The organism is Colwellia psychrerythraea 34H (assembly GCF_000012325.1).
Classification (GTDB): domain Bacteria; phylum Pseudomonadota; class Gammaproteobacteria; order Enterobacterales; family Alteromonadaceae; genus Colwellia; species Colwellia psychrerythraea_A.
In genome coordinates, this window is record NC_003910.7 from 1,308,415 (window position 1) to 1,321,186 (window position 12,772).

Below are 12,772 nucleotides of genomic sequence, written 5' to 3' on the forward strand. Positions count from 1 at the left end.
CCGCTAGGTCAAAATCAATAAGCTTATATAAAGCGTTGCTGAACTAACTCTTCGAAAATGCCTGAGAAGACATATTATTGTTGCCATCCTTTTTAAATAAATAAGCTTTTAAAAGACGAGATCTTGAGCTTTCGTCGCTCAATTGTCCTAAAAAACGCCTCTTCAAGAAGAATGACCATAAAATCTTATTGGCTTTTATTTGTTCTATGCCTATATCACCGAGCCAATAATGAGATTAATTTTGTAAGGTGGATGTTTTGAAAATATAATTCTGATTTTGAATAAAACTCGGGTTTATATTTTATAAATTTGGATTTTTCTGTTGAATCAACAGCAAGTGACAGCTATAATCAGTTAACTTTGAAAATTCTTAGGTGGAACACATGACTAATAAAACAGTATTACATGCAAAGCATTTAGCTTCAGGCGCAAAAATGGTTGATTTCTTTGGCTGGGATATGCCTATCAACTACGGCTCTCAAATTGAAGAGCATCACGCAGTAAGAACCGATGCCGGCATGTTTGATGTTTCACACATGACGATTGTTGATGTGCAAGGCGCAGATGCAAAAGCTTTCTTACGTCGTTTAGTAATTAACGATGTTGCTAAGTTAGCAACACCGGGTAAAGCGTTATACACAGGTATGTTAAATGAAGAAGGCGGCGTGATTGATGATTTAATCATCTACTTCTTCTCAGATACTGATTACCGTTTAGTTGTTAACTCAGCGACACGTGTAAAAGATCTTGCTTGGATGACTAAGCAATCTACAGGTTTTGATATCACTATCACTGAACGTCCTGAATTTGGCATGCTTGCCGTACAGGGCCCAGAAGCGAAAGCAAAAGTAGCTAAACTATTAACAGCAGAGCAAATCGAAGCTGTTGAAGGCATGAAACCTTTCTTTGGTGTGCAAGTAGGTGATTTATTTATTGCCACTACAGGTTATACTGGTGAAGACGGTTACGAAATTATAGTACCAAATAATTCAGCTGAAGATTTTTGGCAAAAACTATTAGACGAAGGTGTAGTTCCTTGTGGTCTAGGTGCTCGTGATACACTACGTTTAGAAGCTGGCATGAACCTTTACGGTTTAGATATGGATGAAACTGTTTCGCCATTAGCCGCTAACATGGCGTGGACAATCAGCTGGGAACCTACAGACCGTGACTTTATCGGTCGTGACGTATTAACAGCTCAAAAAGCAGCGGGTGATCAACCTAAGCTTGTTGGTTTAGTACTAGAAGCAAAAGGTGTGCTTCGTTCACATCAAGTTGTTGTGACTGAATTTGGCAATGGTGAAATTACTTCTGGCACGTTCTCGCCAACGTTAGGCCACAGTGTTGCTTTAGCACGTGTTCCACGTAGCGTGAAAGTAGGCGATACAATCGAAGTTGAAATGCGTAAAAAACTGATTAAAGTTCAGGTTACAAAACCTAGTTTCGTTCGTAACGGCAAAAAAGTTTTCTAATTGAAAATTAAGTTAGATGTTCTATATTATAGAGTAGCTAATCTAAATAATTATTCTACTGAGTAACTTAACGTGAAAACGTGGTTACTTTATTTCAAAAAAAATTAAAATTTTAAACAGGAAAAATAAAAATGAGCAACATTCCTTCAGAATTAAAATATGCAACTTCACACGAATGGGTTCGCGTTGACAGCGACGGTATCGCTACAGTTGGTATCAGTGAACATGCCCAAGGCCTTTTAGGTGATATGGTATTTGTTGAATTACCTGACGTTGATGATTCAATCAGCGCTGGTGATGATGTTGCTGTTGCAGAATCAGTAAAAGCAGCTTCAGACATTTACGCACCAGTTTCAGGTACTGTTGTTGCAATCAACGAAGCACTTGAAGACGCTCCTGAGTTACTTAACTCTGACGCTTTTGGTGAAGGTTGGTTATTTCAAGTTAAACTTGACGATGTAAGTGAGTTAGAAAACTTACTTGATGCAGAAGGTTATAAGAACTCTATCGACGAAGATTAATTTTCGGTCACATTCAGCGTTTATGCTGCGTTGCTTTTATTAATCGTCTAAATCCCTTTTATTAGGGGAGAGTGTACTAAGCTCAATAGACTCATAATTTTAGCGCCTTGCCTAAAAGCCGACTGTTTACGAAAAATTTTAGCTTCCCTTATCAAGTTTAGGCGACACAGCCGAAACATTGATTAGCTAAGCTAAAAAAATTAGTTCTTAATATTAAGCCTCTTACTCATTAGGTTTGAGGCTTTCTTTTATTCTAGATTAGTACAATTTATTTAAGTGAAACTTTTATGACTTCAAAAACAATTGTTAACTCATTAGCTGAGTTAGAGCAAACTCAAGATTTTATCCGTCGCCACATTGGCCCTAGTGAATCAGAAACTCAAGCCATGTTAAATGACCTTGGTGTAGAATCTGTTGATGCGTTAATTGATGAAATCGTACCAAGCGATATTCGTCTTGCCGATCTTCCAAATGTTGAAGAAAGTAAAACTGAAGTACAAGCATTGGCAGATTTAAAAGCCGTAGCTAGCTTAAATAAAGTGAATGACACTTATATCGGTTTAGGTTACTTCGGTACCTTAACACCGAACGTTATTTTACGTAACGTACTAGAAAATCCAGGTTGGTATACAGCGTATACGCCGTACCAGCCAGAAATTGCTCAAGGTCGTTTAGAGTCATTATTAAACTACCAACAAATGTGTATAGACCTTACTGGTCTAGAGCTAGCTTCAGCTTCATTATTAGATGAAGGTACAGCAGCAGCAGAAGCAATGGCATTAGCCAAACGTGTTTCTAAAAACAAAAAATCAAACTTATTCTTTATCTCAGATGATGTTTACCCACAAACGATTGACGTTGTTAAGCAACGTGCAGAAATGTTTGGTTTTGACATTGTTGTTGCTCCAGCTGCAGATGCTGCAGAACACGACATTTTCGGCGCACTTATCCAATACCCTGGCGCCTCAGGTCAAGTAACAGATGTAAGTGAATTGATTGCTAAAATTCATGACAATAAAGGTATTGTTGCAGTAGCTGCTGACATCATGAGCTTAGTATTATTGAAGTCTCCTGGTGAATTAGGCGCAGATGCTGTAATTGGTTCAAGCCAACGCTTTGGTGTTCCAATGGGTTACGGTGGTCCACACGCTGCATTCTTCACAACATTAGATAAATACAAACGTTCATTGCCTGGTCGTATTATCGGTGTTTCAAAAGACACACGCGGTAAAAACGCACTACGTATGGCTATGCAAACACGTGAGCAACATATACGTCGTGAAAAAGCCAACTCAAACGTTTGTACAGCGCAAGTATTACTAGCCAACATGGCAGCGTTCTACGCGGTTTACCACGGTCCTCAAGGTTTAAAAACTATTGCTAACCGTATTCACCGTTTAGCTGACATTTTATGTTTAGGTACAGCAACTAAAGGCTTAACAGCTGTTCATGCTAACTACTTCGACACATTAACGTTTAACGTTGATAACAAAGACGAAATCGTTGCTCGTGCATTAGCTGCTAACGCTAACTTCCGCACAGACGTTGACGGTCAAATCTCAATCGCATTAGATGAAACCACAACACGTGAAAACGTTGCACAACTTTTTGATATCTTATTAGGTGAAGGTCACGGTCTAAACGTGAGCGACCTTGATGACCAAATCGTTGCTTCAGGTCACTCATCAATTCCAGCGTCATTAGTACGTGAGTCAGCAATCTTAACTCACCCAGTATTTAACTCGTACCACAGCGAAACAGAAATGCTTCGTTATATCAAAAGACTTGAAAACAAAGATTTAGCATTGAACCACTCAATGATTTCTTTAGGTTCTTGTACGATGAAGTTAAACGCAACTGCACAAATGATCCCAGTATCATGGCCTGAATTTGCTAACATGCATCCATTTGCACCAGTTAACCAAGCACAAGGTTACAAAGCAATGATTGATGAGCTAGCCAAATGGTTAGTAGAGTTAACGGGCTACGACAAAATGTCAATGCAACCTAACTCAGGTGCTCAAGGTGAATACGCTGGCTTAATCGCTATCAGCAAGTATCACGAAAGCCGTGGTGACTCGCATCGTAACATTTGTTTAATTCCAGCATCTGCTCACGGTACCAACCCAGCATCAGCCATGATGGTTGATATGAAAATTGTTATCGTTGCTTGTGATAAAGAAGGTAACGTTGACATGGCCGACTTAAAAGCGAAAGCTGAAGAGTTAGCAGACAACCTTGCATGTATCATGATCACTTACCCGTCTACTCACGGTGTATATGAAACAACGATTGCAGAAATCTGTAACATCATTCATGACAATGGCGGTCAAGTTTACCTTGATGGCGCGAACATGAACGCACAAGTAGGTTTAACTTCTCCAGGTTTCATCGGTGCTGATGTTTCTCACCTTAACTTGCACAAAACATTCGCTATTCCACATGGCGGCGGCGGCCCAGGTATGGGACCTATCGGCGTTAAGTCTCACTTAGCACCATTCTTGCCTGATCATGCGTTAATTAACGTAGATGAAGCAACTAAAGGTAATGGCGCGGTTTCATCAGCTCCTTTCGGTAGTGCTAGTATTTTACCTATCACTTACCTTTACATTGCCTTGTTAGGTAAAAAAGGTGTTACTGACGCGACTAAATACGCAATTACTAACGCTAACTACGTATCTAAAAAATTAAGCGAACATTACCCAATTTTATATTCAGGTAAAAACGGCCGTGTTGCTCATGAGTGTATTGTTGATTTACGTCCGCTTAAAGCATCTTCAGGTGTTACTGAAGTTGATATGGCTAAACGCTTAATGGATTACGGTTTCCATTCTCCAACTATGTCGTTCCCAGTAGCGGGCACGTTCATGATTGAGCCAACGGAATCAGAATCTAAAGTTGAGCTTGACCGTTTCATCGAAGCAATGGTTTGTATTCGTGATGAAGTACGTAAAGTTGAATCAGGTGAGTGGGCATCAGATAACAACCCACTACACAATGCACCACATACATTAGCGGATATTACTGAACCATGGGATCGTCCTTACTCGATTCAAGAAGCAGTATTCCCGGTAGTAGCAGTAACGGCTAACAAATTCTGGCCAACTGTTAACCGTATTGATGATGTATTCGGAGACAGAAACTTAATTTGTTCATGTCCTCCAATCGAAAGCTATATTGACTAGTTAACCAGTTGATATAGAACAATAAAAAGCGAGCTTCGGCTCGCTTTTTTGTGTCAGTACTTTATAGTCTGAACATGTTTTATTAGCTTGGTTATTAGTTCGATCATAGAAAAGTAATTAGATTTATGTAGATGAAGGCAGATTCACTAGTAAAAAGATCAATGCTTTAGTCAGTACACTTTTATTTTGATATTATTGAATTGTTGTTAAGTTGTGATAGCCAAATAAAGGTCCTATGAAGTCTATTTTTTTTCTGTTTTTATTTTATTCTGTAGCGTTAATGCCATTGTACGGGAAAGCTAGCGATAGAGTATTAGCCTATGTTGAGCGAATACCGCCGTATGTATTGATTAGTAATAATAATATTACAGGCTCAACAATAGATATTTTAAATGAAGCCTTAAAAGAAAGTGATGTTGATATACATTATCAAGAAATTAACTGGTCTAGAGCTTTACATGATAGCGAAAGTAGACCAAATATCATCTTAACAGGACTTAATAGAAACGCCTTTCGAGAAGACAAATTTCATTGGTTATATAAAGTGCCCGTTCATACCAGTAGACAACGATATTTTTTATGGCAATTAAAAAGCAAATCTGCAGAGAATAAAAAAAGAGGCTTAAAGAATGCTTTTATCTCAGTGATGCAGGGTGATCATAAAAGTAAATCTTATAAAAGTTACGTTGAAGGTTTAGGCTACCAAGCCAATATTTATCCTGTAGGAAGCCGTGAACAGGTTATTCATATGCTGTTTAAAGGGCGCGTAGATTACATACTTGGTGGTGAACTCAATAACGCATGGAGAGTAAAAGGTTTGGGCTATGACCCTGATATGATTGAGCGGGTAGTAGAGGTTCCAAATACGAGTCAAGGTTTATACATAGCGATAGGAAAGCATACGGATATTAAGTTTGTTAACAAAATTAGAAAAGCGTTGGCTGATTTAGAACAAAGTGGGAGAGTAAACGAGATTATGTCACTATGGTTGAAAAAGACTGAAAAAACGTCCCCATCTGAGAATACGCAAACAAAGCGTACAGTTGATGAATAAGTAGTAACTTAATTTGTTTATGTCCTACAGCGCTAACTTGTGTGTATTAGTTAACTACTTGATATAGAATATAAAAAAGCGAGCTTAAGCTCGCTTTTTTTGTTTTTACATGTGTTATGATTTTCACCATTAATTCTTGAAATCAGATCAGATAGGGAAATCAATGTCTAAATACTCAGTTAAAGATCTCGCTCAATTTATTAAAAAATCAAAGGAAAGTGATACACCATTTGTTTTATTTACAGGAGCCGGTTGTTCGAAGTCAGCGGGTATACCATTGGCAGGAGAGCTTGTAGAAAAAATTAATGAAGATTTTGAACTTGAACTTAAGGGACTTTCTAAAGACGATAGACAAAATTACGGTAAATGTATGTCTGTTCTCGTTAAAGAGGATCGACGTAAACTGATTAGCGATTATATTAGTAAAGCTAAGATTAATTGGACTCATATTGCAATAGCTTTACTTATAGAAAAGGGATATTTTCAAAGAGTCTTAACCTTTAATTTTGATAATTTATTGGCAAGGAGCAGCGGACTATTAGGCCTTTATCCAGCAACTTATGATTTAACGACCGCGGATCTTGATTTGCATAACTTAATTGTTGAACCAGCAGTAGTTCATATTCATGGGCAGAGTCATGGTTTTACTTTATTAAATAGTGATGAAGAGACTTCTAAACATGCGGAGAGCTTGGAAAATTTTATTGCTTCTACACTAAATCAGTCACCAACATTATTTGTTGGTTATAGCGGTTATGCTGATGCATTCTTCCCTATTTTAGAGAAAAAATATACAGGGCAACACAGGTTGTTCTGGTCGGGGCGCTCAAAGAAAGAACCCGAGCATTTAAGTACTTCCTTATTAAAAAACTATGGAAGTTTTGCCCATTATATTCAGGGCGAAGATTCCGATATATTTTTTATAGAGTTAGCTCAAGAACTCGGCTGTTTTCCCCCTAAAATATTTGAAAATCCATATGATCATTTATTAGATGAACTAAAGCATGTAACAGACTTTCCACTACATGAGTCTATACATCGAGATTTATTTGCGAAAATTAAAAAACAATTAAAGAATGATAGTGAGCAATATTTAAAAGAAAGCCTTTTAGATACAGATAAATTATTAATAGAAGGAAGATATCAAGAGTTGATAGATTTATATGACAACAACTCAAAATTATTAGAAACTGACCTAGATAACATAGCATTAGCTTATCTTCGTCAATGTAATGATTTAATTCGCAATACTAATGATTTTGAACTTGAGGAGATTAAAGCAACAGTCATTGAAAATTATTCAAAAGCGCTTGAAGTTAAAAAAGATTTTTATTTAGCACCATTTAATCTTGGGGTTTTTTATAAAGATTTAGCAAGTTTTACTTCTGAGAAAGGTGTTAAAAAAATATATGTTGAAAGGGAAATAGAGCAGTATCGAAAGTCTATCTTGATTAATGCTAATGATTATTTTACTTATAACAACTTGTGCTCTGCATTATTAGTTTTATCCGATTTTACAGAAGACTTTGAAATTAAAGAAACTTTAATATTTGAAGCTTTAGGAGCTTCAGAGCAAGCTATAAAAATTGATGATAAAGAATGGAATGCATATTGTTTATTTGGTCAAGCATATTTTACATTAGGTGAAATCAAAACAGTAAGTAATGATAAAGAAAAATACTTTAAATTAGCTTTGAATTATTTTGATTCATCTAATATGGCAAAGCCTAATAATGAATTTATATTAGACACCTCAGGGCTAATTTGCTTAAAATTATATACCTTAACAGCTAAAAAATATTTTTTAGATAAAAGTTTTGAATATTTAAATGAACTTGACAGACTCAATCCCAAAAAGGTGTATAACTTAGCGTGTGCATATGCTTTAAATCTGCAGCTTGATAAGTGTAGAGCAATGCTTGAGCGAGCTTTAGCTTCAGATACATTACCTTCTAAAATGCATTTGTTGAAAGATAAAGACTTAGACGTTGTTTGTGAATTAGAGTGGTTTAAAGAATTGATATCTAAAGCTAACTAAAAAAAATTGTCGCGGTGGCGACGACACCCAAAGGGAAGCTGCCTCCGGCCTCCCTTTGGAATCCCTCGGAGCTGCTACATCAAACGTAATCCTGCATTCAGTACAATACTTCGACGTAACAGCAATGAAGGCACATCCATGTGCAACATTCCTTCTGCCATCATCCATGATGGCAATACGTGAATATTGTGCCTCACTCCGGCGTTTGAAGAAGCAGGCTTGGAGTTCGTTGATGCAGTGTGTTTTTTTACTATTAAAGAACTCTACTGTTATTTTTGAAAATGAGCATAGCCACAATTGCCTATTCCCATCTCAGCGTTGAAAGTTTAATCTTTATCAGCAGTTAATCGATGACAGCCATGGATGGCTGGAACTGACGTCGCGCAGGGACGAGCATTCGTCAGGTATCGATAACTGCAAAAATTTAACTTTCAGTTTTAGCTGAGTAGGGCGCCACGGGGATTCCAAAGGGGCTTTTGGCGTGTAACGCACCTTTGGGTGTAGTCGCCACCGCGACGCCAGACAGGGAATGAAACTCCAAGCAGCTCCATTCAAAATTAACTAGGACACGCACTGTTAATTATTATTCCACTATCAAGGTGATGACTTACTCTTTATTAACATAAGTATCTGACTTTAGGTGTGTTCATATCAATAATAGTTTGTTATTTTAACGTAATATATTCATCAGATTGGCTTACTAGATTATGGTGGGTAAAATCCCTAACCCTTTCTAAGACACCAAAAAACAAATTAAACTGGGAGAAATAAACAATGGTAAACATGTTAATTACATATCAACTTAATGACGGTGATGTTATTGAAATTAATCATCCACAAGAGTTTGAGTTTAAAGATTTAGATGGCAACAGTTTAGGCAATGCTGAGGTTATCAAACGTCATAATAATGATCTAATATTGGCTGAAGCCGCTTTTGTAATCTCAGCCGAACATGAGAAAATTACTATACCAAGCGATGCTGCATTCATGGAATCAAAAGCAGGGGTAAAACAACCTTTTGACTTTAATGGCCTGGTAAAATGCTGTGGTTTTACTTCTGTTAAATATAAATTTGATAGACAAGGTGATGTGAGCTCTGATTGGATTGTCGCTTACCCTCATTAATAATTGGGGCAGAGTCAATTTAAATATTTAGTCGCGATAGCGACGACACCCAAAAAAAGAAGGAGGCTGTCTGCCTCCATTCTTGCTAACTAGTTCACTTGTTGGTGTGAATGATTCGACTTACCCTCTTTGGCAATAAGGTGTGTTTCATCCATTTCTTTTTCAAGTTTTCCTGCAAAAACTTGGTAAATATCAATTTCTTTAAGTTTATTGCTTTTCGCCTTTTCTACACTAACAAGAAAATCATCTACATCATGTATATGAGGCACGGTCATATCGACCCCACCACTGCAAGCAATGACATTACAGCTAAAAACTATTGGTAAAATGGACATTAATACAAATTTATTCATCTTTACTCTCCTAAATAAAAAGAACATACCACCACCGTGGTATGTTCAGTTTTTAGCTTTCGCTTCTAACGTAAAGTTACTTTAGGATTTTCAGCCGGTTTGTCGAATAATCCAAAGAATTCAGATACAGATTTTGCATCACCACTTATTTGGATGTAACCGTCTTTAACTGCTTGCACAAAATCGATCTTACCCACTAACAATCCTAAGAATACAGGCTTGGTTAGTTTCACTGTTGCTTTTGGTTGACCTTGGTAATCTTTATGGAACTGAGCAACACTACGACGAATTTCAAGTGCGTGTGTTTCTTGGTAATCACCAAATTCAAAAGCAATGGTAAAGTGTTTATCTTGGCTACGTTGTGCGTTCAAACTAAAGCGCATAGCGCCAACAAGTTGTGAAGGCTCGAACTCTGCCATTAAATCAGGTGCTTGTAGATTAATTTTTTTCGAGTAATCAATCGTGCCATCAAGCTCTTGTGCTGAGGTTAAGTACCAGTTACGCCAGTTGTTATTAGTTTCACGATAAGCAAGTTCACGTAAAGCGATTGCCTTTAATAAACGAGGTTCCATATCTTCTAAATCAACACGAACCGCATGAGTAGCAAGTTCAGCACACCACTGAAAATCACCTGAATCACACGCTTTAGTAGCCATGTTCATCATTTCATCTTTACCACCAACCATAGATACATAACGCTGAGAAGCAGTAACCGAATAGGTTGGGTTTAATGTGGTTGGGTCACCATCAAACCATCCCATTTCACCGACAAAGATTTGTTTAGCGGCATGACGAATAGAGCCATAAAAGTCACCTAACCATGGGTGGCTTACTAAGTGTTTAGGAAGCTTAATTTCGCGGATCAAATCTTCTTGAGTCGCCCCGTTATTTATCGCTTTAATAGACTGATCGTAGGTGTATTGAATAGCATCACGATAAGACGTTAAGGTATTATCTACATGCTTACTACCAACAACGGGGCGTCCATGAGAAACCATCATTGCTTGAGCGTTGTACTCAAGTAAGGTATCTACACCTGGGAACCAAACACTTGGGTCACGATACTGTGTACCACGAATAGTGTGCAAGTTAGGAAAGCTTTCGCCTTGTATAACTTCTGAGCCAAACAGCATGTTAAAGTCAGGGAAGTACGCAGTAATTTCGTCGGATGCTTCAGAAGGAACATGTTTAAATTCAACTTTCACTCCTGCAATTGTCATTGCTAGCTGGCCATTTTTACCTTTAACTAAGGTATTTGGCGCAATTAAACTATGCTCATTAATTTCAAAATCAGGACCTAAACCACCGTTAATACGTCCGTTTTCATTGACAGAAAGCAATGTACCTAATGAGTAATCAACGCGGAAACCAAGAGCCGGACCAGTACCACCCATAGAGCCTTTTACCACATTAGTCATAAAAGTATCGTGTGCAATAATCAACGCTTTTTCAGCACCTTCAATACCACGAACACCAGCATAATGATCAGGATGCCAATGCGAATACATAATCGCCGCTACTGGTTTTTTATTACCGGTAACTTTACGAAAATCATCCATAACATTTTTCATTTTGTCTACTGATTCGACAGGATCTAAGATCAACAAACCATTATCACCGTCAACAATCATGGGTGAAGTTAAACCATAGCCATAGACTTGATAGAATTTCTCTTTATAGGAAAAGATGCCCTTTTTCATTTTTTTAGAGTGAGCCGTTAGCTCTGGATGTACTTTATTAGACACCCCATCAAAAGCATCATTTCCTCCCGTTGGTGTAAATGACATGTCTTTGTTGTCACCATGCCAGAAATGCGTTGCACCAGATCCTTTACCAAGGTAATAATCATGAGAAAGTGTCGGAATATTTACACTAACATCTTCAAAGCGATCTTTTTGGTTAGTAACGGCATTGCTCGTGTTCAATAGAGAACAAGCGAGTAGTAGTGATAAAGTAATAATGGATTTTTTCATAATAATCTCTAAAGTCTGCAAGTGAAATTTGATGGAGCTATATTACGAAATACTAAAAGAAGATGGCTAATATATGATATAAGTTAACTTATATTACTTATGGTTAATTCGATTAAGGTTAAGAAATGAAGCATTCAGATTACAGTTTAATACCTACATTCGTCGCCATTGTTGAAGAGAAAAGTTATACAAAAGCAGCAAAACGTTTAGGCATTAGCCAATCGGCGGTAAGTCAGGGAGTAACCAGGTTACAGGCTGTATTTAAAGATACTTTATTTATACGTGGTAGCCGCGGAGTTGAACCAACTCAGTTTTCTCTTGATATATATCCTACATTAGCAAGTTCAGTTGAAAATATTGCCTTTATGATGCCTGAGTACAAAAAGTTCAGTGCTGTGAAATGTGAAAAACAATTCGTTATTTCATCGTTAAGTGTCTTTGGCTTTACTATATTACCTCCGCTTTCAGCACTAATGAGCCAGCATGCACCTTTGGCAAGTGTTAAAATTGAACCGCTTAATAATCACGACTTTACCAACATGTTGAGATCACAGCACTTTGATTTAGTTATTGATGCTCACTCAAACCAATATCCACAGTTACGATCTAAAGTGATAATGGAAGATACTTTATGTGTAATGTGCCGTATTGATCACCCAAGATTATCGGGTGATTCAATCAGTATTGATGAATTTTTAGCGGAAAAGCATGTCACCCATTCTCAGCTTGATCAAAAGGGCGGTTATCTAAGTGGTAAAGGTTTAAAAGAAGATGAGATATTAAATCAGCGCAAGATAGCATGGCAGGCTGCTAGTATTATGGAGATGCTGCCTGTTATAGAGTGTTGTGACTATATTGCTTTGTTGCCACAAAGGTTAGTCGATAAATATCGTCATATTTACCAACTAAAACAGTTACACAGTAACTTTTTACTCGACCCTATAAAAGTAGCGATGTACTGGCATTCATCAAGAACAAATGATCCGAGTCATAAGTGGTTAAGAGAACAAATTGTTAAAGTAACCCAACAGTTTAATAAACTTTAGAACAC

At 37.4% G+C, this 12,772-nt stretch carries 9 protein-coding genes; 7 read left to right on the plus strand and 2 right to left on the minus strand.

The genetic code is table 11. The annotated features are described in order from the left end of the window. Nucleotides 1-383: 383 nt before the first annotated feature. From gcvT to CPS_RS05695, 6 genes are all read left to right on the plus strand, one after another. Complete coding sequence (gcvT, locus tag CPS_RS05670; RefSeq protein WP_011042111.1) at nucleotides 384-1,472, plus strand: glycine cleavage system aminomethyltransferase GcvT; 1,089 nt, start codon at nucleotides 384-386, stop codon at nucleotides 1,470-1,472. Between the two features lie 131 nt (nucleotides 1,473-1,603). Further along, complete coding sequence (gcvH, locus tag CPS_RS05675) at nucleotides 1,604-1,993, plus strand: glycine cleavage system protein GcvH (RefSeq protein ID WP_011042112.1); 390 nt, start codon at nucleotides 1,604-1,606, stop codon at nucleotides 1,991-1,993. A 287-nt stretch (nucleotides 1,994-2,280) separates the two neighbouring features. Beyond that, nucleotides 2,281-5,178: an aminomethyl-transferring glycine dehydrogenase gene (gene gcvP / locus CPS_RS05680; protein ID WP_011042113.1), complete on the plus strand. Its 2,898-nt coding sequence runs from the start codon at nucleotides 2,281-2,283 to the stop codon at nucleotides 5,176-5,178. Between the two features lie 235 nt (nucleotides 5,179-5,413). Continuing rightward, the gene (locus tag CPS_RS05685) at nucleotides 5,414-6,232 is read left to right on the plus strand and encodes a substrate-binding periplasmic protein (protein ID WP_011042114.1); all 819 of its coding nucleotides are present in this window, start codon (nucleotides 5,414-5,416) and stop codon (nucleotides 6,230-6,232) included. Nucleotides 6,233-6,395: 163 nt separating this feature from the next. Further along, nucleotides 6,396-8,270: an SIR2 family protein gene (locus CPS_RS05690; protein ID WP_011042115.1), complete on the plus strand. Its 1,875-nt coding sequence runs from the start codon at nucleotides 6,396-6,398 to the stop codon at nucleotides 8,268-8,270. A gap of 783 nt (nucleotides 8,271-9,053) precedes the next feature. Continuing rightward, complete coding sequence (locus tag CPS_RS05695; protein WP_138140243.1) at nucleotides 9,054-9,395, plus strand: hypothetical protein; 342 nt, start codon at nucleotides 9,054-9,056, stop codon at nucleotides 9,393-9,395. Between the two features lie 89 nt (nucleotides 9,396-9,484). Here the strand turns inward: CPS_RS05695 and CPS_RS05700 are convergent, their stop codons facing one another. Both CPS_RS05700 and CPS_RS05705 read right to left on the minus strand, forming a co-directional pair. Next, nucleotides 9,485-9,748, minus strand: coding sequence for a hypothetical protein (locus tag CPS_RS05700; RefSeq protein ID WP_011042117.1), 264 nt, complete (start codon nucleotides 9,746-9,748; stop codon nucleotides 9,485-9,487). A gap of 65 nt (nucleotides 9,749-9,813) precedes the next feature. Then, nucleotides 9,814-11,721: an alkyl/aryl-sulfatase gene (locus tag CPS_RS05705; protein ID WP_011042118.1), complete on the minus strand. Its 1,908-nt coding sequence runs from the start codon at nucleotides 11,719-11,721 to the stop codon at nucleotides 9,814-9,816. A gap of 125 nt (nucleotides 11,722-11,846) precedes the next feature. Here CPS_RS05705 and CPS_RS05710 point away from each other — a divergent pair, with 125 nt between their 5' ends. Beyond that, nucleotides 11,847-12,767, plus strand: a complete 921-nt coding sequence (locus CPS_RS05710; RefSeq protein WP_011042119.1) for a LysR family transcriptional regulator — start codon at nucleotides 11,847-11,849, stop codon at nucleotides 12,765-12,767. The last annotated feature ends 5 nt before the right edge of the window (nucleotides 12,768-12,772 follow it).

Excerpts from the sequence above, each read along its gene's own strand:
- gcvT (WP_011042111.1), top strand. The coding sequence starts at position 384 with ATGACTAATAAAACAGTATTACATGCAAAGCATTTAGCTTCAGGCGCA.
- gcvH (WP_011042112.1), top strand. The coding sequence starts at position 1,604 with ATGAGCAACATTCCTTCAGAATTAAAATATGCAACTTCACACGAATGG.
- gcvP (WP_011042113.1), top strand. The coding sequence starts at position 2,281 with ATGACTTCAAAAACAATTGTTAACTCATTAGCTGAGTTAGAGCAAACT.
- CPS_RS05685 (WP_011042114.1), top strand. The coding sequence starts at position 5,414 with ATGAAGTCTATTTTTTTTCTGTTTTTATTTTATTCTGTAGCGTTAATG.
- CPS_RS05690 (WP_011042115.1), top strand. The coding sequence starts at position 6,396 with ATGTCTAAATACTCAGTTAAAGATCTCGCTCAATTTATTAAAAAATCA.
- CPS_RS05695 (WP_138140243.1), top strand. The coding sequence starts at position 9,054 with ATGTTAATTACATATCAACTTAATGACGGTGATGTTATTGAAATTAAT.
- CPS_RS05700 (WP_011042117.1), bottom strand. The coding sequence starts at position 9,748 with ATGAATAAATTTGTATTAATGTCCATTTTACCAATAGTTTTTAGCTGT.
- CPS_RS05705 (WP_011042118.1), bottom strand. The coding sequence starts at position 11,721 with ATGAAAAAATCCATTATTACTTTATCACTACTACTCGCTTGTTCTCTA.
- CPS_RS05710 (WP_011042119.1), top strand. The coding sequence starts at position 11,847 with ATGAAGCATTCAGATTACAGTTTAATACCTACATTCGTCGCCATTGTT.